The sequence below is a fragment of the Wenzhouxiangella sediminis genome, from assembly GCF_003410055.1.
Classification (GTDB): Bacteria; Pseudomonadota; Gammaproteobacteria; order Xanthomonadales; family Wenzhouxiangellaceae; genus Wenzhouxiangella; species Wenzhouxiangella sediminis.
In genome coordinates this window covers 18,416-38,727 of record NZ_QUZK01000035.1, presented here as the reverse complement: position 1 = coordinate 38,727, position 20,312 = coordinate 18,416, and the positions used below count along the sequence as shown (strand labels likewise).

General features: G+C 66.3%; 20 protein-coding genes. 15 read left to right on the top strand and 5 right to left on the bottom strand.

Features of this window, described 5'->3' with window-relative positions:
- Positions 1-4: 4 nt before the first annotated feature.
- From era to pdxJ, 3 genes are read left to right on the top strand one after another with little or no spacing between them, the layout of a single operon-like run.
- Positions 5-895 (top strand): GTPase Era, encoded by an 891-nt coding sequence (era, locus tag DZC52_RS08020; protein WP_116650614.1) that lies wholly within the window; start codon positions 5-7, stop codon positions 893-895.
- Positions 896-900: 5 nt separating this feature from the next.
- Entirely contained in the window at positions 901-1,632 is a 732-nt protein-coding gene (recO, locus tag DZC52_RS08015; RefSeq protein ID WP_181918844.1) for a DNA repair protein RecO, read from the top strand.
- Positions 1,629-2,351, top strand: a complete 723-nt coding sequence (gene pdxJ, locus DZC52_RS08010) for a pyridoxine 5'-phosphate synthase (RefSeq protein WP_116650612.1) — start codon at positions 1,629-1,631, stop codon at positions 2,349-2,351. The genes recO and pdxJ overlap by 4 nt, the downstream gene beginning before the upstream one ends.
- A 2-nt stretch (positions 2,352-2,353) precedes the next feature.
- Here pdxJ and DZC52_RS08005 read toward each other — a convergent pair whose 3' ends face one another.
- Positions 2,354-3,121 carry a response regulator gene (locus DZC52_RS08005; RefSeq protein ID WP_181918843.1) on the bottom strand — a complete coding sequence of 256 codons (768 nt, stop codon included), beginning with the start codon at positions 3,119-3,121 and terminating at the stop codon, positions 2,354-2,356.
- Positions 3,122-3,165: 44 nt separating this feature from the next.
- Between DZC52_RS08005 and DZC52_RS08000 the strand changes: the two genes are divergently transcribed.
- Entirely contained in the window at positions 3,166-5,169 is a 2,004-nt protein-coding gene (locus tag DZC52_RS08000) for a hypothetical protein (protein WP_116650610.1), read from the top strand.
- A 197-nt stretch (positions 5,170-5,366) separates the two neighbouring features.
- Here DZC52_RS08000 and DZC52_RS07995 read toward each other — a convergent pair whose 3' ends face one another.
- Both DZC52_RS07995 and DZC52_RS07990 read right to left on the bottom strand, forming a co-directional pair.
- Complete coding sequence (locus tag DZC52_RS07995; RefSeq protein WP_116650609.1) at positions 5,367-6,626, bottom strand: HlyC/CorC family transporter; 1,260 nt, start codon at positions 6,624-6,626, stop codon at positions 5,367-5,369.
- A 6-nt stretch (positions 6,627-6,632) separates the two neighbouring features.
- Positions 6,633-7,463, bottom strand: a complete 831-nt coding sequence (locus DZC52_RS07990; RefSeq protein WP_116650608.1) for a cytochrome C assembly family protein — start codon at positions 7,461-7,463, stop codon at positions 6,633-6,635.
- Between the two features lie 68 nt (positions 7,464-7,531).
- On the opposite strand from DZC52_RS07990, the gene ffh reads away from it, so the two are divergent.
- The 5 genes from ffh to rplS all read left to right on the top strand — a co-directional run bounded on the left by ffh (position 7,532) and on the right by rplS (position 11,066).
- A complete protein-coding gene (gene ffh, locus DZC52_RS07985) occupies positions 7,532-8,905 on the top strand; it encodes a signal recognition particle protein (protein ID WP_116650607.1) in 1,374 nt (457 codons plus the stop codon).
- A gap of 162 nt (positions 8,906-9,067) precedes the next feature.
- Positions 9,068-9,325 (top strand): 30S ribosomal protein S16, encoded by a 258-nt coding sequence (rpsP, locus tag DZC52_RS07980; protein WP_116650606.1) that lies wholly within the window; start codon positions 9,068-9,070, stop codon positions 9,323-9,325.
- Positions 9,326-9,329: 4 nt separating this feature from the next.
- Positions 9,330-9,848 (top strand): ribosome maturation factor RimM, encoded by a 519-nt coding sequence (gene rimM / locus DZC52_RS07975; RefSeq protein ID WP_116650605.1) that lies wholly within the window; start codon positions 9,330-9,332, stop codon positions 9,846-9,848.
- Positions 9,849-9,852: 4 nt separating this feature from the next.
- Positions 9,853-10,602 (top strand): tRNA (guanosine(37)-N1)-methyltransferase TrmD, encoded by a 750-nt coding sequence (gene trmD, locus DZC52_RS07970; RefSeq protein ID WP_116650604.1) that lies wholly within the window; start codon positions 9,853-9,855, stop codon positions 10,600-10,602.
- Between the two features lie 89 nt (positions 10,603-10,691).
- Positions 10,692-11,066 carry a 50S ribosomal protein L19 gene (rplS, locus tag DZC52_RS07965; protein WP_116650603.1) on the top strand — a complete coding sequence of 125 codons (375 nt, stop codon included), beginning with the start codon at positions 10,692-10,694 and terminating at the stop codon, positions 11,064-11,066.
- A gap of 109 nt (positions 11,067-11,175) precedes the next feature.
- On the opposite strand, the gene DZC52_RS07960 is transcribed toward rplS, so the two are convergent.
- Both DZC52_RS07960 and DZC52_RS07955 read right to left on the bottom strand, forming a co-directional pair.
- Positions 11,176-11,499 (bottom strand): bactofilin family protein, encoded by a 324-nt coding sequence (locus tag DZC52_RS07960; RefSeq protein WP_245960790.1) that lies wholly within the window; start codon positions 11,497-11,499, stop codon positions 11,176-11,178.
- Positions 11,500-11,513: 14 nt separating this feature from the next.
- Complete coding sequence (locus DZC52_RS07955) at positions 11,514-12,467, bottom strand: M23 family metallopeptidase (protein ID WP_116650601.1); 954 nt, start codon at positions 12,465-12,467, stop codon at positions 11,514-11,516.
- A 180-nt stretch (positions 12,468-12,647) separates the two neighbouring features.
- On the opposite strand from DZC52_RS07955, the gene DZC52_RS07950 reads away from it, so the two are divergent.
- The 6 genes from DZC52_RS07950 (at position 12,648) to DZC52_RS07925 (ending at position 20,303) form a co-directional block, all read left to right on the top strand.
- Complete coding sequence (locus DZC52_RS07950; RefSeq protein ID WP_116650600.1) at positions 12,648-14,366, top strand: dipeptidyl-peptidase 3 family protein; 1,719 nt, start codon at positions 12,648-12,650, stop codon at positions 14,364-14,366.
- 70 nt (positions 14,367-14,436) lie between these two features.
- Positions 14,437-16,341 carry a molecular chaperone HtpG gene (gene htpG / locus DZC52_RS07945; RefSeq protein ID WP_116650599.1) on the top strand — a complete coding sequence of 635 codons (1,905 nt, stop codon included), beginning with the start codon at positions 14,437-14,439 and terminating at the stop codon, positions 16,339-16,341.
- The gene (locus tag DZC52_RS07940; protein ID WP_116650598.1) at positions 16,325-17,161 is read left to right on the top strand and encodes an ion transporter; all 837 of its coding nucleotides are present in this window, start codon (positions 16,325-16,327) and stop codon (positions 17,159-17,161) included. Before htpG ends, DZC52_RS07940 begins: the two co-directional genes overlap by 17 nt.
- 66 nt (positions 17,162-17,227) lie before the next feature.
- Positions 17,228-17,611: an RNA-binding S4 domain-containing protein gene (locus DZC52_RS07935; RefSeq protein WP_116650597.1), complete on the top strand. Its 384-nt coding sequence runs from the start codon at positions 17,228-17,230 to the stop codon at positions 17,609-17,611.
- 223 nt (positions 17,612-17,834) lie between these two features.
- Positions 17,835-18,197, top strand: coding sequence for a hypothetical protein (locus DZC52_RS07930; RefSeq protein WP_116650596.1), 363 nt, complete (start codon positions 17,835-17,837; stop codon positions 18,195-18,197).
- A 78-nt stretch (positions 18,198-18,275) separates the two neighbouring features.
- Positions 18,276-20,303, top strand: coding sequence for a TonB-dependent copper receptor (locus DZC52_RS07925; RefSeq protein ID WP_245960789.1), 2,028 nt, complete (start codon positions 18,276-18,278; stop codon positions 20,301-20,303).
- The last annotated feature ends 9 nt before the right edge of the window (positions 20,304-20,312 follow it).

Sequence of the window (20,312 nt, the reverse complement as noted above, 5' to 3'; positions counted from 1 at the left end):
GGACATGTCATTGAAGCACAGTGGATACGTGGCTCTCCTGGGCCGCCCGAACGCCGGCAAGTCGACATTGCTCAACGCTCTGGTCGGCGAACGCGTCGCCATCGTCACGCACAAGCCGCAGACCACGCGCCACCGCATCACCGGCATCGTGACCCGCGACGCCGGCCAGGCGGTGTTCGTCGATACCCCGGGCCTGCATCGTCGGCGCGATCACGCGCTCAATCGCCGCCTGAACCGGATCGCGGCCGACACGCGTCAGGGCGTGGACCTGGTCGTCATGCTCGTCGACGCCATGCGCTGGACGGACGAGGACCGGATGGTGCTCGATATGGTGGCCCAGCTCGAGGTGCCGAAGATCCTCGCGTTCAACAAGATCGACTTGCTTGCCGACCGCGCCAGCCTCCTCGAGAAGACCGCGCAGTTGAGCGAGGAGGTCGATTTCGATGCCGTCGTCTATGTGTCGGCAGAGAAGAAAAAGGGACTCGACGACCTGCTCGATGAAGTCTTCCGGCATCTGCCCGAAGCCGAGCCGATCTTCGACCCCGACCTGTTCACCGACAAGTCGGAACGATTCCTGGCCGCCGAGTTGATTCGCGAGCAGCTCATGCTCCAGCTTCACCAGGAGATCCCCTATGGCGTGACGGTGGTGATCGAGCGTTTCGAGCGCACGCCGCGACGCGTCGAGATCGACGGACTGATCCTGGTGGCCAGCGATCGCCACAAGGGCATGGTCATCGGCAAGTCGGGCCAGGTGCTCAAGCGCGTCGGCACCCGCGCCCGGCACCAGATTGCCGAGCTGCTCGGCGAGCGTGTTCATCTCGAACTGCACGTCAAGACCCGCGCGGACTGGATGGACGACGAAGGCGCCCTCGACGAGCTCGGCTACAGCCGATAGGCGCCGTGTCCCGCGTCGAGCACCAGCCGGGCTGGGTGGTCCACCGTCGCCCCTGGCGCGAAACCAGCCTCCTCGTCGAGTTCTTTGCCCGCGAGCACGGCCGTATCGGACTCGTCGCGAAGGGCGCGCGCTCCGCGCGCTCGCCCTGGCGCGGACTGGCCGAGCCTTTCGTGCCGCTGAGCGCTTCGTGGTCGCGGCGTGGCGAAATGGGTACGCTCACCGGGCTGGAACCCGCAGGCGACCGCCATGCGCTGGCCGGCCGGGCGCTGTGGTGCGGCTTGTACGTCAACGAACTGCTGCTGAGGCTGCTCGAGCGCGACGATCCTCACCCCACGGTATTCGACGCATGTGAGGCCGTCTTCAGGGGGCTGGCTGGCGGAGACGAGCCGCAGTCGATGTTGCTGCGTCGTTTCGAGCTGGCCCTGCTCAGCGGCATGGGCGTGGCCCCGGACTTCGATTTCGATGCCGCCGGCGGCGACGCGATCCGTCCCGACGGGTTGTATCATCTGCAGCCGGAGGTCGGTTTCGTGCCCGTCGAGCGCGGCGGCGCGGGTGTGTTTCGCGGCGCCGCCATTCGGGCGCTCGCTGCGGGAAGCACCGATCAGCGCGAGACGGCGCGCGAGATGCGTGAATTGATGCGCACCTTGATCGACCATCACCTGGCCGGTCGGGAGTTGGCCACGCGCCGACTGTTGGCCGGCGCGAAAGGCAAGAGCACAGGAGGAAGCGATTCATGAGCCAAGCGCTGCTGGGCGTCAATATCGATCATGTCGCCACGCTGCGGCAGGCCAGGCTGGGCCACCATCCCTCGGTCATCCAGGCAGCGCTGGTGGCCGAGCAGGCCGGTGCAGACGCCATTACCATCCATCTGCGGGAGGACCGGCGCCACATCCAGGATGAGGACGTGCGCCTGCTTGCGGCCACGATCGGTACGCGCATGAACCTCGAGCTCGCGGTAACCGATGAGATGATCGCATTCGCGGAAGGCCTGCGGCCGAGCGACGTGTGCCTCGTTCCCGAGCGCCGCGAGGAGTTGACCACCGAAGGCGGGCTCGACGTCGGCGCGGGGCGCGAACGGATCTCGAGCGCCTGCGAGCGGCTGTCGGCCGCGGGCATTCGCGTCAGCCTGTTCATCGATCCCGATCCCGAACAGCTGGAACTGGCCGTCGCCGTCGGGGCGCCGGTGGTCGAACTGCATACGGGCGCTTACGCCGAAGCGCGCGGTCGCGCAGCGGCTGATGAGCTCGCGCGCCTGCGCCAGGCCGTCGAAACCGGACGTCGCCTCGGGCTGGTGGTCAACGCCGGTCACGGCCTTGACTATCACAACATCCGGCGGGTCGCCGCCATCGAGGGCATCGCGGAATTCAACATCGGGCATGCCATTGTCTCGCGGGCCGTGTTTACCGGCCTGGACTCGGCGGTGCGCGAAATGCGCGGATTGATCGCGAGCGCCTAGGTTCAGATGTGCCGCAGCGTCTGCCGCGTGGCGTGAGCGATCCGTAGAAAGTTGAGATACGAGGTCCCGGGCGAGCTGTCCAGCCCGGAGAGCAGGCGCTGGCGCAGCATCCGGCAGGCCTGCGTCATGCGCGTGGCACCGGCGTAGCCGCCTGCACCCGCCCACTGGTGGAGCAACTCCGCCGCTTCCCGGTACTCTCGCGCAGCGATCATGCGGTCGAGCTGGGGCAGTTTCTCGTCGAGTTCTCGCGAAAGCATGTCCTGGAGCCTTGCCGCCAGTTCGGTGTCGCCGTTGGCGGCGGCGAGGGCGCGGCTGCGGTCGATGAGCTGGGTCGGGGCGGCGGGCTGCTCGCGCGGCGATCGTGCCGCACCCGGGTTGAACAGGGCTTCAATGGCCTCGACCAGGTCGGGAATGTTGATGGGTTTGTTGAGGTAGTCGTCGAAGCCGGCCTCGAGCAGCCTGAGTCTTTCCTCCGGCCGGGCGTCGGCGGTCAGCGCCACCATCTGGGCATGAGCGGAGCGGCGATCGAGATCGCGTATCCTGTTGGCCGTAGCCAGACCGTCCATGCCCGGCATGTGCAGATCCATCAGAATGACGTCGAAATCTTCCTGCTCGCAAAGTCCGATGGCCCCCGGACCGTCCTCGGCCAGCGCGACCTGTCCGACCACGCGTCCCAGGCCGGTTCCGAGAAACTCGCGGTTGATGCGGTGGTCATCGACGACCAAAACGCTGAGCGACTCGATCGAATAACGTGATGTCCCTTTGCTCATGGCGGTCATCTTACCCGAGCGTCGTCGCCCGACAAACCGCATTTATGCCGCCCCTGGTGTTCCTGGTCATGCTGCTGGCGCTCACCGCGCGTGCGGATGCGGAAAGCCGGCTCGAACTCGAATCGGGTGACGGGCGCGCCGGTCCGCTCAGCTGGCGATCGGCGTCCCTCGTCTACCTTCCTGGAGGCGGTCCGGAACCCGATGGGGCGTCGCAATGGCGGTTGCGCGTCGACGGACTGGCGTGGCAGGACTGGCGCGGTTCGGTCGCCATCGACTGCGCCGTCGGCGGTTTGCGTGCCGGCCTGCCCTGGTGTCATCAGGGGGAGTTCGAATGGCTCGGCGCCGACGGTGCCGGTCGACTTGCCGGGCGGCTGCTGCGGCCGGAAGGGGCGTCCGATCTTGCCTTTGCACTGGAGGGCGACACCCTGACCGGATCGCTCAGCTGGCCCGACCCGTCCGGTTCGCCCTTGCCCGGCGTCCGCGTCATGCTGCAGGGCTTCGACCTGACTTCGCCGCCCGGTTCCCTCGTGGAGGCGATGGGCCTGAGCGTGCTGGAAGGGAGGCTCGACGGACAGATCGAAGTCGAATCGGGCGGCTTGTCGTTCGACCTCGCGCTGGCCGACGGCGCTTTCGATCGCCCCGACGGGCTGGTCGCCGGCGCCGGGCTGGCGGTGTCGCTTCGCGGGGAGGTCGAGGACCTCGGCGACCTCGGGGAGCTCGGCTTTTCGGCGGCGCTGTCGCAGCGTGCCGGTGAACTGTTGGCCGGCCCGGTTTACTTGCCGTCTCCCGAGCGCCCGCTCGAACTCGAGCTGTCCGGCAGCGTGGCTGACGGCAGGCGGATCCAGGTCGATTCGCTGGCTCTCGACGACGGCGGGCTGGTCGAGGCCGACGGTGGCTTCACGCTGGCAATGGGGGAGGGCGGCTGGCGCCTGGCCGAGCTGATTGTCGAGCGCGCCCGTCTCGAGTTTCCGGGGGCGTGGCGGCGCTGGGGCGACGGGCTGGCTTCGTCGCGCGGTTTCGGCGATCTCGAGACCGATGGCGAAGTCTCGGCCGCCCTTGCCTGGCGTTCGGGCGACCTGCAGTCCTTCCGCGTGGATTTCGAGGCCGTCGACGTTCGCGATGCGGCCGGACGGGCCGCCATCGATTCGCTCGAGGGCTCCTTCGACCGCTCCAAGGACGATCTGCGGGCCGAGCTGACCTGGGATGCACTCGAACTGTTCAGCCTCGCTTTCGGCAGCTCCCGCCTCGCGGCGGCGGGCGAGCCCTCGGCGTGGGGGCTCATCGAGCCCCTCAGGCTTCCGCTGCTCGACGGCGCCTTCGTGGTCGAGCGCCTGGCTGTTCAGGGCGCCGATTCCGCGCAGCGCTCGCTGACCCTGGATGCGCATATCGCCCCCCTGGAGCTGTCGGCACTGACCGAGATGCTCGGCTTCCCTACGTTTTCCGGGCAACTGTCGGGCAGCTTTCCCGGAGTGCAGGTCAGCGGCGATCGAATTGCCTTCTCCGGCGGCATCGATATCCGGGCCTTCTCGGGCGGGATTCGTCTCGGCGACCTCGTCATCGAGCGGCCCTTCGGTTCGCTGCCGGCGCTGGCGGCCCAGGTCGAGATCGAGCGGCTCGACCTCGCCGAGCTGACCGGCGCGTTCAACTTCGGCCATATGGAAGGCGAGGTCTCGGGCTGGATGCGCGATCTGCGCCTGCTCGACTGGCGCCCGGTGGCAATGGATGCCCGTCTGTATACGCATGAGGACGTACCGAGCCGGCGCATCAGCCAGCGCGCGGTGGAAAACCTCTCCCGACTGGGCGGCGGCGCGGCGGCGCTGGGCGCGACCGTGCTGCGCATGTTCGAAGAATTCCCCTACCGGCGGGCCGGGCTGGCCTGTCGCCTCGACCGCAACATCTGCCACATCGACGGCGTCGCCCCGCACGAATCGGGCGGCTTCTACATCGTGGAGGGGCGGGGCCTGCCGCATCTCGACGTGGTCGGCCACCGGCGGCTGGTCGACTGGCCCCGGCTGGTGGCGCAGTTGGTGGCGATGACGGAAGGGTGAAAAGAAGGGGTTCAGTGTTCAGGGTTCAGGGTTCAGGAGCGTTTGGTGAAGCTTCGGGATCGTTGCCGACAATCCTTGCGCCGTGCATGCCGCACGCCGGAAAACCCGGTGCCGTCCCGAACCCGGAACCCGGAACCCGGAACCCGGTCTTTAACCTGCAACCTGCAACCTGCAACCTGAAACCTGAAACCTGAAACCTAGCCCCTCACCTGCCTGACCTGCACCTTCCGAATCCGCTTGTCGACCATGTCGACGATGGTGAAAGTGTGCGGGCCGATGCGCAGGCTGGTGCGGCCGTCGGGCAGCGACTCGAGGTGTTCCAGGATCAGTCCGTTGAGGGTCTTGGCGCCGGTGATGGGCAGGTTCCAGTCGAATCGCCGGTTGAGCATGCGAACGGTGGCGCCACCATCGACGATCCAGTCGCCGTTTTCCAGCTTGCGCACCATGCGCTGGCGGTGGCGGCGTTCGCTGGTGAACTCGCCGACGATTTCCTCGAGGATGTCGTCGAGCGTAATCAGGCCCTGGATGTCGCCATATTCATCGACGACCAGGCCGAGCCGTCGCTCGCGCGTCTGAAATTCCAGCAGTTGCTGGGTCAGCGGTGTGCCCTCGGGGACGAAGTAGGGTGAACGAATGGCTTTTTCCAGCGTGTCGCGGTTGAGCAGGCCCTGGGTCAGCCCGGGCAGGACCGAGCGAATGTGCAGCAGGCCGATCATGTTGTCCAGGTCGCCGCGCCAGACCGGCAGCCGGGTGTAGATGCTGGTCTCCAGGGTGAGCAGGATCTCTTCCCAGTCGGCTTCCAGGTCGATGCCGACGATGTCCTGCCTCGGCACCATCACATCGTCGACCGAACCGTGCTCGAGATCGAGGATATTGATCAGCATCTGCCGGTGGTCGAGCGAAATGTGCCGGCCTCCCTCCTTGACCAGGGTGCGCAGCTCCTCGCGGCTGATGGAGTCCTGGGCGCTTCCCGCCCGGTGGGCTCCGAAGGGCCGCAGGAGCGCGGCGGCGAGCAGGTTGACCAGCCAGACGGCCGGGTAGAGCAGCTTGAGCAGCGGCACCAGTACATAGCTGGCCGGGTAGGCGATTCGCTCGGGTTTGAGGGCGGCCAGCGTCTTGGGGGCGACCTCGGCGAACACCAGAATGACCGCCGTCAGCGCGAGGGTGGAAGCGAGAATGCCGGACTCGCCGAGCAGCCGGATGGCGATGACGGTGGCGACGGATGCGGCCAGGATGTTGACCAGGTTGTTGCCCAGCAGAATGATTCCGAACATCCGATCGGGCTTGGCCAGCAGGCGCTGGGCCAGGCGCGCGCCGCGGTGCCCGCTGTTGGCCTGATGGCGCATGCGGTAGCGGTTGAGGGCGACCAGCCCGGTTTCCGAGCTCGAGAAGAAGGCGGACAGAACGATCAGGACCGCCAGCAGGATGAACAGTGCGGACAGGGGCGCTTCAGTCATATCGCCTCAGGAACCGGCCGTCATCTGCCAGCTTCGATCGAGCAGGACCTCCAGTACCAGCTTGCTGCCGAAATAGGCCAGGGCCAGCACCGTCATGGCGATCAGCGTCCAGCGCACGGCCCGGCGGCCACGCCAGCCCAGGCGCCAGCGTCCCAGCAACAGCAGTCCGAACAGCAGCCAGGACAGGATCGACAGCGCGCTCTTGTGCACCAGGTGCTGTGCGAAGAGGTTGTCGACGAAGACGAGTCCCGTCGCCAGGCTCAGCGACAGCAGCAGCCAGCCGGCCAGTATCAGCCGGAACATGATCGTCTCGATGACGGTCAGGGGAGGCAGGAACTCGAGCCGGCGCACCAGGCGGGGGTGGCGCAGGGCGTAGTCCTGGGCGGCGAGCATCAGGGCGTTGATGGCGGCGATGCTGAGCAGGCTGTAGGCGAGCAGTGAACTGACGATGTGCAGCCTCACGGTGACCGTGATTTCGCCGAGGATCAGCGCGTCGACCGGCAACAGCCACTGCAGCGCCACGCAGAGCGCCGCGCCGGGAGCGGCGATGATGCAGGCCTCGCCGGCCCTGGCCCAGGCCGCAGCGGTTGCCACGAGCGTGCCCATGATGAGGAGGGCGGCCAGCGAGAGCATGTTGACGAAGTTGGCGTCCCAGCCGGCGGGAGTGTCCACGGCGTGAGAGAGCGCGAAGCCGTGCAGCAAGACGCCCGTGGCCGCGAACCACAGCCCGGTTTTGCGAAACTGTCCCCGTTCCAGAACCTGGGCAAGCACCAGGTCGGCTGCCGCCCCCAGGTAGACGACGATCGGCAACAGGTGGAAAAGAGCGTTCTTGTCCAAGGATGACCGAATGAAAGAAACTCGAGCCCAGTATAATGTCTCGATGACGACTCGTAAGAAGCATTCTCATGTTCGACCAGCTCAGTAAGCGACTTTCCGGATCCCTGGAGCGGCTGCGCAGCCGCGGCCGGCTGACCGAAGACAACATTCGCGAATCCCTGCGCGAGGTGCGCGTCGCCCTGCTGGAGGCCGACGTCGCGCTTCCGGTGGTCAAGGAGTTCATTGCCCGGGTCAACGATCGCGCCGTGGGGCAGGAGGTCACGAAGAGCCTCAAGCCCGGCCAGGCCCTCATCAAGGTGGTTCACGAGGAGCTCAAGCACGTCCTGGGCGACGAGCAGGCCCCGCTCGCTCTCGATCGCCAGGCGCCGGTGGTTATCCTGCTGGCGGGCCTGCAGGGCGCCGGCAAGACCACCACGGCCGGCAAGCTCGCCCGTCTGATCCAGGAGCGGCACAAGAAGAAGGTGATGCTGTCGAGCTGCGACGTTTACCGGCCCGCGGCAATCGACCAGCTCGAGACCCTGGCGGGACAGGTGGATGCGGGGTTCTTCCGATCCGCGGAGACTGCCGATCCGGTGCGCATTGCCACCGACGCGGTCGATCACGCGCGCAAGCAGTTCGCCGACGTTCTCATCCTCGACACCGCCGGCCGCCTGGCCGTGGACGAGGCGATGATGGACGAGATTCGGCGAGTCCACGCCGCGGTCGATCCGGCCGAGGTGCTCTTCGTGGTCGACGCCATGACCGGCCAGGACGCCGCCAATACGGCGAAGGCCTTCCACGAGGCATTGCCCCTGTCGGGCGTGGTGCTGACCAAGACCGACGGCGATGCGCGCGGCGGTGCGGCGCTTTCGGTTCGACACATCACCGGCGCGCCGATCAAGTTTCTCGGCACCGGCGAGAAGATCGACGGGATCGAGCCTTTCCATCCGGATCGCCTGGCCTCGCGGATCCTGGGCATGGGCGACGTGCTCAGCCTGGTCGAGGAGGTCGAGCGCAAGGTCGACCAGAAGCAGGCCAAGAAACTGGCCGGCAAGGTCGGCAAGGGCAGTCGCCGATTCGGCCTGGACGACTTCCGCGACCAGCTGCTTCAGATGGACAAGCTCGGGGGCATGGGCGCGCTGATGGACAAGTTGCCCGGCATGGGCAATCTGCCCGATGCAGTCAAGTCGCAGGTCGACGACAAGCAGACCCGGCGCATGGTCGCAATCATCAATTCGATGACGCCCAAGGAACGCCGCTACCCCGACATCATCAAGGGGTCCCGCAAGCGCCGCATCGCGGCCGGCTCGGGCCTGCAGATCCAGGACGTCAATCGCCTGATCAAGCAGCACAAGCAGATGCAGAAGATGATGAAGAAGGTCGGCAGCAAGGGCGCCATGGCGAAGATGATGAAGCGCCTGCCCGGTGGGATGCCGGGTGGGGGTGGCGGGATGCCGTTTTAGGTTTCAGGGTTTCAGGTTTCAGGAAAGAACCCGGAACCCCTGAAACCTAGCCATTCGCCCCTTCCCAACGCATGGGGAATCCGATAGAATGGCGAGTTTGCCGAATTCAGCAATTGCAAGTCACGGAACCGGCAGCGGTTCCGGGGCGATTCAGGAGAGAAAATGGTCAAGATTCGCATGAGCCGGGGCGGCGCCAAGAAGCAGCCCTTCTACCACATTGTCGTCACCGACAGCCGCAACGCGCGCGACGGCCGCAACATCGAGCGGCTCGGGTTCTTCAACCCCGTGGCCCGCGGCAACGACGAGCGCCTGCGCCTCGACGTCGAGCGCATCGACTACTGGCTCGGCCAGGGTGCGCAGATTTCCGAGCGCGTCCGCGACCTCGCCAACGAAGCACGCCGGGCCCAGGCCGCGGCCTGAACGCGTGGGCCGGTCGGACGAATCGGTCGTAGTCGGCCGGTTCAACGGCCCCTGGGGCGTTCGCGGCTGGGTCAAGGTGTGGTCCGACACCCGGCCGCCCATCGCCATCTTCGACTATCAGCCGTGGCTCCTCGGCGAGCACGGCGACTCCCTCGAAATCGAGCAGTGGCAGCAGTCCGGCCCCCGGCTGGTCGTGAAGCTGCACGGCATCGACACTCCTGAACAGGCGACGGCGCTGGGCCGGCAGGTCATCCGCGTCGCGCGCTCGTCGCTGCCCGAGCCCGAGCCGGGCGAATACTACTGGCACGACCTGATCGGCCTGGAGGTGGTCAACCTCGAGGGCCACAGCTACGGCCGCGTCGAGAAGATGCAGGAAACCGGCGCCCACGACGTGCTACAGATCCGCGGCGAGGGCGGCACCGTCCTGATTCCCTTCGTCACCGGCGAATTCGTGCGCGAGGTGGACCTCGACGGTGGCCGCATCACGGTCGATTGGCCGCTCGAGTGGACCGAGCCGGTCTGAAGCAATGCTCTCTCGCATCGATGTGGTGACCCTCTTCCCCGACTGGATTCGGGGGCTTCGCGAACTCGGCCTGACCGGCCGGGCGATAGCCGACGGAACGGTCGATCTCCACTGCTGGAATCCGCGCGACTACGCGCCCGGCGTTCACAAGAGCGTCGACGACCGGCCCTACGGCGGTGGTCCGGGTATGGTCATGCGCCCGGAGCCGCTGGCGCAGGCGATCGAGTCGGCCCGGGGCGACGACGGCGAGGCCCTCGTCGGCTGCCTGACACCGCAGGGCCGCCGCCTCGACCAGGCCGCGGTCCGTGAACTGGCCGGGCGTGAACGCCTGATCCTGGTCTGCGGTCGCTACGAGGGCATCGACGAACGTGTGATGGATACCCTGGTCGACGAGGAGTGGTCGATCGGCGATTTCGTGCTCTCGGGCGGTGAGCCGGCCGCTGCGGTCATGATCGATGCGGTCGTGCGCCTGCTGCCGGGAGTTCTCGGTCACGATCAGTCGGCCGAGCAGGATTCCTTCTCCGACGGCCTGCTGGACTGTCCGCACTACACCCGCCCGGAGTCCTGGCGTGGTCTGGATGTGCCGCCGGTGTTGCTCAGCGGCGATCACGCCCGGATCGAGCGATGGCGACGCGCGCAGGCGATCGAGCGCACCCGGCGCCGGCGGCCGGACATGCTGGACCTGCGCGGTCTCGATGCCGAAGACGAGCGGGTACTGGCAGAATTTTCGGACGCAGAACAAGACAAGGGCTGAAAAACCGGTTACAATTACCGGCTTGTCTGCCCCTGGGCGGGGCAAAAAGAACGCGCTCCTAGTCAACGCGCCAATGGGAACGAGCAGTCATGAGCAATATCATCGACGAGATCAACAAGGAACAGACCGAACGCGAGATTCCGGATTTCGCGGCGGGTGACACGATCACCGTGAACCTGTGGGTTCGCGAAGGCGATCGCCAGCGTGTGCAGGCTTTCGAAGGCGTCTGCATCGCCAAGCGCAATCGCGGCGTCAACTCCGCTTTCACCGTTCGCAAGGTGTCCCACGGCACCGGTGTCGAGCGTGTTTTCCAGACCTACAGCCCGCTGATCGAATCGATCAAGGTCAAGCGCAAGGGCAAGGTGCGCCGCGCCAAGCTGTTCTATCTGCGCAATCTGGAAGGCAAAGCCGCTCGCATCAAGGAAAAGCTTTCGGGTTCCGGCCGCAACCGCGCCCGCGCCTGAATCGAGCAACGCTCCGAACGCAAAAAGGCCAGCCGGGCGGCTGGCCTTTTTGCGTTTCGGGACGCTCCGGTTTCAAACCGTCCGCTTCCCCCAAAGGCGGGCAATCGCGTCAACCGGCCTTGGCCGCCTCTTCGCCGCCGCTGCCGGCCCCGGTGGTCGGTTTCTCCGTCTTGCGCTTGCCGACGGCCTCGGATTCGCGAATGCGACTGTTGCCGTTGAACAGGGCGCCGGGTTCGATGACGAGTTCGGCCACGGTGACGTCGCCGTGGACCCGGCCACCGGCGACGATCTCCAGGCGCTTGGCGTCGATGTTGCCCTCGAAGCTGCCGCTGATCACGATGTGATCGGCTTTGAGTTCACCGTCGATGCTGCCTCCCTGGCCGATGGCGACTTCCGCTTCGGAGTGAACCGCGCCCTCGATTCGGCCGTCCACGTGCAGGTTGTCGCTCAGGGCAAGGTCGCCGACAAACTTTGAACCTGCTGCAATGACGGTCGTTCCGGCGTGCTGGCTGCCGTCCGGACGACTTCGGTTAATGATTCCCATTGAACGCGATCCTCTTCGCTGAACAGTACGTCGTATTCCTCCAGCGACCAGCGCAGGAAGGGTGAGGGGTCGAGGCGACGCTGCAGGTAGCGCACTTCGTAGTGCAGGTGAGGCGCCGCTGACTGGCCCGTGTTGCCCGAGTAACCGAGGAGGTCTCCGCGCTTGACGTAACTTCCGGAGTTCACCTCGATATCGTCGAGATGGCCGTAGATGGTCGAAAACCCGTAGTTGTGGACCACCTTGACCATCTTGCCCAGGCCGGAACTCTGGTGCATGGCCGCCCACTCGACCACGCCGTCGGCGGTGGCGTAGATCGGCGTGCCGCGCCGGGCGCGCAGGTCGACGCCCCCGTGCAGGGCCTCGCGGTCGTGGATCGGGTGGTGGCGCATGCCGAAATCGCTGGTCACGCGGCCGGACTGGACCGGAAAGCCGCTCGGAATGGAACGCAGCATCAGGCGCTTCTCGAAGGCCGTCTGCGCGGCAATGTCGACGCGCTGCGCAAGCGGGCGGTCGTCGGCCGGCTCCAGGCCCACAAGGGTCTCGATTCGCTGCACTTCGCTGCCGAGCACGGCCAGTTCGCGGCTGCGGCGCTGGACTTCGCGTTCGAGCTGCCTGCGCTGTTCGGCCAGCCGCTCCTTGTCGGCGCGGATCGCCTGCTTTTCGGCCGCCAGCTCCGCGACCTGTCCGTTGAGCGAACCGACGCGGCTCGACAGCAGCAGGATGCTGGCCGCGCCGACGACCAGTATGACCGCCAGGCCGACGGCCGATCCCGCGATCACGCGGCGGACGAGCTGGTCGAGGGTGAAATGACGCGAGCCCCGGTAGTCGGTGATGGTGACATGATAGCGTTGCCGCATGCGCTGGTATCGCTCTTGTTGTTGTCGGTATCCGGGCGCCAAGCACCCGTTTTCGGCCGGGTTTTGCCCGCAGCCGGGGCGCCAATTATGCGAGGGGCGGCGATCGGTTGCAAACACCGGGCCCGGCCGGCGGTTAGAATGCCCGCCTGTGTCGTACCGTATGCCGATGGAGTCCGGTCAATGAACAAGACGATTCTGAGTGTTTTCGTTTGCCTCTTTCTTGCCGCCTGCGGCGGTGCCCAGGACGAAGCCGCAAGCCCGGACGCAGCGACGGGCGCGGCCGGCGAAGTGGCCGTCGAGCAGCCCGCCGCCTCCGAAGACGGCCCGCCTCCAGAAGAAGCCGTGGATGTTGCCGAACCCCGGCCCGGGATCTACTCGGAGTTCACGCTCGAAGCGAACCTGAGTCATCTCAGCGACAAGCAGCGAGAGATGGTCGCCGTTCTGATCGACGCCAGCCGGATCATGGACGACCTGTTCTGGCACCAGGCCTTCGGTAACCGCGATGCCCTGCTCGAGGAGATCGACGATGAGGCCGCGCGCGAGTTCGCCCGCATCAACTACGGTCCCTGGGACCGCCTGGCCGGCAACCGCCCCTTCGTGCCCGGCTACGGTCCGAAGCCGCCGGGCGCCAATTTCTACCCGGCGGACATGACCGACGCCGAATTCGAGGCGCTCGAAGACCGCCGTAAGGACGATCTCTACAGCCTGGTCCGCCGCAACGACGCTGGCGAGCTGACGGTCGAGCCCTACAACGAGTTCTACGCGGAGCGTCTGGCCGATGCGGCGGAGATGCTCGAGCGGGCCGCGGAGCTGGCCGAGAACGAGAGCTTCGCGCGTTATCTGCGGCTGAGGGCGGATGCGCTTCGCACCAACCGCTACCAGCCCTCCGACCTGGCCTGGATGGACGTATCGGACAACAAGGTCGACCTGATCTACGGCCCGATCGAGACCTACGAGGACCAGCGCTACGGCTACAAGGCGGCCTTCGAGGCCTATGTGCTGATCAAGGACCTGGAGTGGAGCGAGCGCCTGGCCCGCTTCGCCGAGTTCCTGCCCGAACTGCAGCGCAACCTGCCCGTGCCCGAGGCCTACAAGGCCGAGCAGCCCGGCAGTGAGGCCGAGCTCAACGCCTACGATGTCGTCTACTACGCGGGCGACTCCAACGCCGGCTCCAAGACCATTGCGGTCAATCTGCCCAACGACGAGGAGGTGCAGCTGGCCAAGGGGACGCGCCGGTCCCAGCTGAAGAACGCAATGCGTGCCAAGTACGATCGCATCCTGGTACCCATCGCCGACGTGGTCATCGCCGAGGATCAGCGCGAGCACATCGGCTTCGACGCCTTCTTCGGCAACACGATGTTCCACGAGGTGGCCCACGGTCTGGGCATCAAGAACCTGGTCGAGGGCGAGGGCACCGTGCGCGCCGCGCTCAAGGAGCATGCCAGCCCGCACGAGGAAGGAAAGGCCGACGTGCTCGGACTGTACATGGTGCGAGAACTCCACGAAGCCGGCGAGATCGAGGGCGACATCATGGACTATTACGTCACCTTCCTGGCCGGTATCTTCCGCTCGGTTCGTTTCGGCGCCTCGAGCGCGCACGGCCGGGCCAACATGATGCGATTCAACTACTTCGAGGATTTCGGCGCCTTCGAGCGCGACGACAACGGCCACTACCGTGTCGTCCCCGAGCGCTTCAGCGAGGCCATCGACGCGCTCTCGCGCGAAATCCTGGTGATGCAGGGCGACGGCGACTACGAAAAGGCCGGCCGAATGCTCGAGGAGCTGGGCGTCATCGGCGAGGCGCTGCAATCCGACCTCGATCGCATCGACGCCGCCGGGATTCCGGTGGATGTGAAATTCCGCCAGGGCAAGGAAGTGCTCGGTATCGAGGAATACTAGGCCGAGACTTGAAAGCCGGGGTGTTTGTTCCCACTTCGTGAGCATCGCGAACCACTGACTCGACGCCGCCATGAGTGAAGCCAACGCCCCCGAGACCCGCCGCTTCGACACCGAAGTTCATCAGCTGCTCAAGCTGATGATCAACGCGCTGTATTCCAATCGCGAGATCTTCCTTCGTGAACTGATTTCGAACGCCTCCGACGCCTGCGACAAGCTGCGTTTCGAGGCGCTGACCAACGAATCGCTCAAGGGCCTCGACCAGGACCTCGCCGTCGATGTGCGATTCGACGCCGAAGCCGGCACCCTGACGGTATGCGACCGCGGCATCGGCATGAGCCGCGAAGAGGTCATCGACAATCTCGGCACCATCGCCCGGTCGGGCACGAAGCAGTTCCTCGAGTCCCTGTCGGGCGACAAGCAGAAGGACGCCGCGCTGATCGGTCAGTTCGGCGTGGGCTTCTACTCGGCATTCATCGTGGCCTCGGAGGTCAGCGTCGAGACCCGGCGTGCCGACGAGCCGGCGGCCAAGGCCGTGCGCTGGACCTCGAGCGGCGAGGGCGAGTACCAGCTCGAGCCGATCGAACGTGAGGCGCAGGGCACGACGATCACCCTGACGCTGCGCGACGAGCACAAGGACCTGCTCTCGGAGTGGCAGCTCAAGCGCATCATCCGTCACTACTCGAACCACATCGCTTTTCCGATCCGCCTGAGCGAGGCCGGCAAGGACGAAGCCAAGGACGAAGCCCCGGAAACGGTCAACGACTCCAAGGCGCTATGGGCCAGGGCCAAGTCGGAGTTGTCCGACGAGGACTACCAGGAGTTCTACACCAGCCTGACCGGCGACGAAGAGAAGCCGCTGAGCTGGGCGCACCACCACGTCGAGGGCAGCCAGCGATACAGCCTGCTGCTCTACCTGCCTTCGCAGGCGCCGTTCGACATGCTGATCAACCGCGACGAGCGCGAGGGCGTCAAGCTCTACATCCAGCGCGTGTTCATCATGGATGCGGCCGAGCAGGTCGTGCCGCGCTACCTGCGCTTCATGCGCGGGGTGATCGACTCGGCCGACCTGCCGCTCAATATCTCGCGCGAGATCCTGCAGGACGACCCCCTGCTGAAGAAGATCCGCGCCACGGTGATCAAACGCTCACTCGACCTGATCGAGAGACTGGCCGAAGAGGGCGGCGAAGCCTGGGAGAAATTCCACACCGCCTTCGGCAGCGTGCTCAAGGAAGGCGTGATCGAGGACTTCGAGCAGCGCGAAAGGATCGCCTCGCTGCTGCGTTTCGCTTCCAGCAAGTCCGACGACGAGGGCGTCGGGCTGGATGCCTACATCGACAATATGGCAGAAGGCCAGGACACGATCTGGTACCTCACCGCCGACAGCCTGAAGGTGGCGAAGAACTCCCCGCACCTGGAGGCGTTCCGAAAGCGCGGCATTGAAGTGTTGCTGCTGACCGACCGGATCGACGAGTGGCTGGTCGCCCACCTCCATGAGTACAAGGGCAAGCAGCTCAAGTCCGCGGCCAGCGGCAAGCTCGACCTCGATACCGACGAGGCCGAACCGGACGAGTCGGCAAAGACGCTTGCCGGTCGCATCAAGCAGGTCCTCGGTGAGCAGGTCGGCAACGTCACGGCCGGCAGTCGCCTGACGGACTCGCCGGGCTGCATCGTCAGCGACGACAACGCCATGAGCCTGCAGATGCAAAAGATGCTGCGTCAGGCCGGACAGGACGTGCCGGATTCGAAGCCCGATCTTGAGATCAACGCCGGACATCCCCTGCTGCAAGCCATGGCCGACGAGACGGACGAGGCCCGATTCGGCGAGCTCTCGCAGCTGCTATTCGACCAGGCCCTGCTGGCCGAGGGCGGCGAGCTGGCCGACCCGGCCGGCTACGTGCGGCGAGTGAACGCCTTGCTGGTCAATGCGCTCGGCGGAAAGGGTGAATCGAGCGAAGACGATGCCGCCTCGGCCTGACGGGGAGGCGATCGCTTCGGCCGCCCCCGGCGGCGGCTGGCGCCAGCGACTCGGTCGAAGGGTCGAGGGCCCGGCTTTCAGCCGCTTCATCATCGCGCTGATCATCGTCAACGCCGTGGTGCTCGGCCTGGAGACCTCTCCGGCCGTGATGGCGCGCTTCGGTGATGCGTTGATCGCGCTCAACACCGCCATCCTGGGCGCCTTCATCGTCGAGATTGCGCTCAAGCTGGTCGCCTTCGGGCCGCGCTTCTTCAAATCCGGCTGGAACGTCTTCGATTTCCTGGTCGTCGGCATCGCGCTGGTGCCCGCGGCCGGTCCGCTGGAGATCCTGCGCGCGCTGCGCGTTTTGCGCGTACTGCGCCTGCTCTCGCAGGTGCCCAAGCTCAGGGTCATCATCGAATCCCTGCTGCGCGCATTGCCCGGCATGGGCTGGACGGCGCTGCTGCTGGTGCTGGTGTTCTACGTGTTCGCCGTCATGGGTACGATGCTCTTCGGTGAGCAGTTCCCCGAGTACTGGGGCAACCTCGGGCGCAGCCTGTTCGCGCTGTTCCAGATCATGACCCTGGAATCGTGGTCGTCGGGCATCGCGCGCCCGATGATGGACGCCTATCCCTGGGCCTGGGCCTTCTTCGTGCCCTTCATCCTGGTCTCGAGCTTCATGGTGCTCAACCTTTTCATTGCGATCATCGTGACCGCCACCCAGTCCATCCACCAGGACGAAGAGGACCTGGAGCGCCGCGAGCTTCTGGCCGAACTGCGCTCGATCAACCAGCGCCTCAAGCATCTCGAAGAAGGCGCGGACGATCGCAGGTCGGGTTGAAGGCCAAAGGCCAAAGGCGAGAAAGCTGCCAACGACCCAACGACCCAACGACCCAACGAACCAACCGTGACCGACGCCGTACGACTCGACAAATGGCTCTGGGCCACCCGCTTCTTCAAGAAGCGGGGCATGGCCCAGCAGGCGATCAAGGGCGGCAAGGTCGAGATCAATGGGGCTTCGCCCAAGGCCTCGCGCCTGGTGCGTTGCGGCGACCGGCTGCAGATCACCAAGGGCGAGGTGCGCTTCGAAGTGGTGGTCGATGAAATCGGCGAAAAGCGGGTATCCGCCCCACTGGCCCAGGCCATGTACACCGAGACCGGGGCGAGTCGCGCGGCGCGCGAGCGACTGGCCGAAGAGCGTCGCCTCAAGCAGGCGGCCGGTGTGGCGCCCTCGCGCCGGCCCGACAAGCGCGAGCGCCGCAAGCTGCGACAGATCAACCGGGGCGATTGATCAGCGCGCTTCCCGGCTTCGGATCAGCATGGCGTTCCTGAACGGCAATGCTCCGGGTTCAGCGTGCTTGCGGCCTTCGGCATGCACGCCTGGCGGTGCCCATCGCTTCCGACACTGTGCCCGCCCATGCGGCGGTGCAATCGCGCCTGGCTCCATAAGAAAAAGCTTATAATTCCGACCTGGACGAACCTGGCGCCCGGCAAGGGCCCGTCGGAGCGACAGCTTGCACAACGCCGATCGGACCTGGCTGACGATTCTGATCCTGGCGGCGGTCCTGCTGCGTTCGCTGGTGGCCGAAGGCTTCATGCCCGGCGAGGACGGTGCCGTCACCCTGTGTACCCCCGAGGGCATGGTGACCGTGGTCATCGACCCGGAAACCGGAGAGCCGGTCGAGGTCGAGGCCTCGCTCGCTGTCGAATGCCCCTGGGCCCATGCATTCTTCCCCGGTGCGCTGCTGCCGTGCGGGCCTTCCCTGCCGACGCGATACCCGGCCGTCGGGTCCACGGTGGCCCCGATCGAGTGCCCGCCGGACCATGCCGTCACCGGGCTGCCACGCGTTCGCGCACCGCCGGGACTTCCCTGCTGAACGAATCGAATCCGATGTAAGCGAGCGAATGGCTCCGGCCGCTTCGCTCGCGTTTGATCAGCAAGAGGAAGTATCCAAATGGGAAATCATGTCTCCGGCGGCCTGCTGGCCGCCATGCTTTGCCTGCCCGCATGGGCCGGCGAAGTCCCCGTCGCTGGCGCCGAAGAGCGGGAAGAAGCAGCGTCGAACGAGCCGACGGTCGCCGAACTTCTGCAGGCGCGGCTCGCGCTCAGCCCCGTGGTGGTGACTGCGCCGATCATGAGCGATCCCTACCGCGTCACGACGGACCCGCGCCAGCCGCGCCTGCCCCTGCCCGCGCATGACGGCGGCTCCTACCTGAAGTCGATTCCGGGCTTTGCGCTCTCGCGCAAGGGCGGGACCAGCGGCGATCCTGCCCTGCGCGGCCTGGGCGGGTCGCGTCTCAACATCCTGCTCGACGATGCCACGGTGCTGGGCGGCTGCGGTTCGCGGATGGACCCGCCCACGGCCTACGTCTACCCCGAAGCATTTGATCGCATCGAGGTGATCAAGGGACCGCAGTCGGTTCGCCATGGCGTGGCCGCGGCGGGTGTCGTGCGCTTCGATCGAGAGGATCCGGCCTTCGAGGGTCCGACGCAGCGTGGCTACTTCGGTGCGACTGTCGGCAGCTTCGACCGGCGCGACGGTACCGGTGAGGTGCTGCTCGGCGGGCAGGGCGGCTATGCCCGTTTCATCGGCACCTGGTCGAGTCGCGACGACTACCGCGACGGATCGGGGGAACGCATCCACTCGCAATACGAACGCTGGAGCGGCAGCCTCCTGGCCGGCTGGACGCCGGACGAGGACACCCGCGTCGAGTTGGGCATCGAGCGCAGCGACGGCGAAGCCGCCTACGACGACCGCATGATGGACGGCACTCGCTTCGACCGCAGCGGATACAGCCTGCGGATCGTGCGAAAAGACATCACGCCCTGGCTTCGCGAGCTCGAGCTGCTGCTGTTCCGCAACGACGTCGACCACGTCATGGACAACTACACGCTGCGCGAGTCGCCGATGATGCCGATGGTGCGTTTCCCCGATCGGCGCACCCAGGGCGCGCGCCTGGTCGGTCGGCTGCAGCCGGCCGATGACCTGGTGGTGCACGCCGGTGTCGACTGGATGCGCAACCGTCACCGCGACGGCATGCTGCGCGGGCCGGCTGTGGTCCGCTTCGACGAAACGCCCCGAGCAGACACCGCGCGATTCACCGATGCCGGCGCATTCGTCGAACTCGAGCGATCCCTGGACGATCGCCGCAAGACGGTCTGGGGGGTTCGCATCGACCGCAGCAGCAGCCGCGCGTTGCTTGACGGCTTCGGCGGTGCGGCTGCCGGACAGCGTCAGAGCGGACGGCAGCTCAGCGGCTTCGCGCGCTATGAGCACCGTCTCGCCGATCAGCCACTGGCCTTCTACGCCGGGCTGGGTCGTGCTGAACGAGCGCCTGACTACTGGGAGCGCGAGCGTTTGTTCGATCTTGGCAGCGAGGTCCTGACGCAGCTCGATGCCGGTGCCCGCTACCGCGGTCGGCGACTGAGCGCCACCTTGTCGCTTTTCTACGGAAAGCTCGACGACTACATCCTGATCATCGCGCCCGGCCTGGAGCCGGCGGAGGCGCGCAGCGTCGATGCCACCACCTTCGGTGCCGAGGCGGACTGGCGCCTTGCGCTCGATGAGCGCTTCAGCGTGGGCGGCAGCCTGGCCTGGGTACGTTCGGACAACGACAGCGATGGCAGGCCGCTGGCCCAGACGCCGCCGCTGGAGGCGACGTTCAGCGTCGACTACGATGACGCGCACTGGTTCGGCGGCGCCCTGCTGCGCGCCGTGGCCCGGCAGGACCGGATTCATCCCGGGTACGGCACGATCTACTCGCTGGATACCACGCCCACCCCGGGGTTTGCCGTGACTTCGTTCTATGTCGGCCGTCACCTGGCTGGACGCTGGACCCTGACCGCCGGCCTGGACAATGTCTTCGATCGCCGCTATGCCGAGCACCTGCAGCGCGGGGCGGCCGAGCTGGGTGCGCTGGCCGGCCGGATTCCCGAACCGGGACGCACCGCCTGGCTCCAGCTCAAGGGCGCATTCGAGTAATCAAGGCAC

Bases quoted from the DNA above. Each gene is read 5' to 3' on its own strand.
- DZC52_RS07950 (WP_116650600.1), top strand. From the start codon at position 12,648: ATGAACAAGACGATTCTGAGTGTTTTCGTTTGCCTCTTTCTTGCCGCC.
- DZC52_RS07995 (WP_116650609.1), bottom strand. From the start codon at position 6,626: ATGACTGAAGCGCCCCTGTCCGCACTGTTCATCCTGCTGGCGGTCCTG.
- pdxJ (WP_116650612.1), top strand. From the start codon at position 1,629: ATGAGCCAAGCGCTGCTGGGCGTCAATATCGATCATGTCGCCACGCTG.
- DZC52_RS08005 (WP_181918843.1), bottom strand. From the start codon at position 3,121: ATGAGCAAAGGGACATCACGTTATTCGATCGAGTCGCTCAGCGTTTTG.
- era (WP_116650614.1), top strand. From the start codon at position 5: ATGTCATTGAAGCACAGTGGATACGTGGCTCTCCTGGGCCGCCCGAAC.
- rplS (WP_116650603.1), top strand. From the start codon at position 10,692: ATGAGCAATATCATCGACGAGATCAACAAGGAACAGACCGAACGCGAG.
- rpsP (WP_116650606.1), top strand. From the start codon at position 9,068: ATGGTCAAGATTCGCATGAGCCGGGGCGGCGCCAAGAAGCAGCCCTTC.
- htpG (WP_116650599.1), top strand. From the start codon at position 14,437: ATGAGTGAAGCCAACGCCCCCGAGACCCGCCGCTTCGACACCGAAGTT.
- DZC52_RS07940 (WP_116650598.1), top strand. From the start codon at position 16,325: ATGCCGCCTCGGCCTGACGGGGAGGCGATCGCTTCGGCCGCCCCCGGC.
- DZC52_RS08000 (WP_116650610.1), top strand. From the start codon at position 3,166: ATGCCGCCCCTGGTGTTCCTGGTCATGCTGCTGGCGCTCACCGCGCGT.
- DZC52_RS07925 (WP_245960789.1), top strand. From the start codon at position 18,276: ATGGGAAATCATGTCTCCGGCGGCCTGCTGGCCGCCATGCTTTGCCTG.
- ffh (WP_116650607.1), top strand. From the start codon at position 7,532: ATGTTCGACCAGCTCAGTAAGCGACTTTCCGGATCCCTGGAGCGGCTG.
- DZC52_RS07955 (WP_116650601.1), bottom strand. From the start codon at position 12,467: ATGCGGCAACGCTATCATGTCACCATCACCGACTACCGGGGCTCGCGT.
- trmD (WP_116650604.1), top strand. From the start codon at position 9,853: ATGCTCTCTCGCATCGATGTGGTGACCCTCTTCCCCGACTGGATTCGG.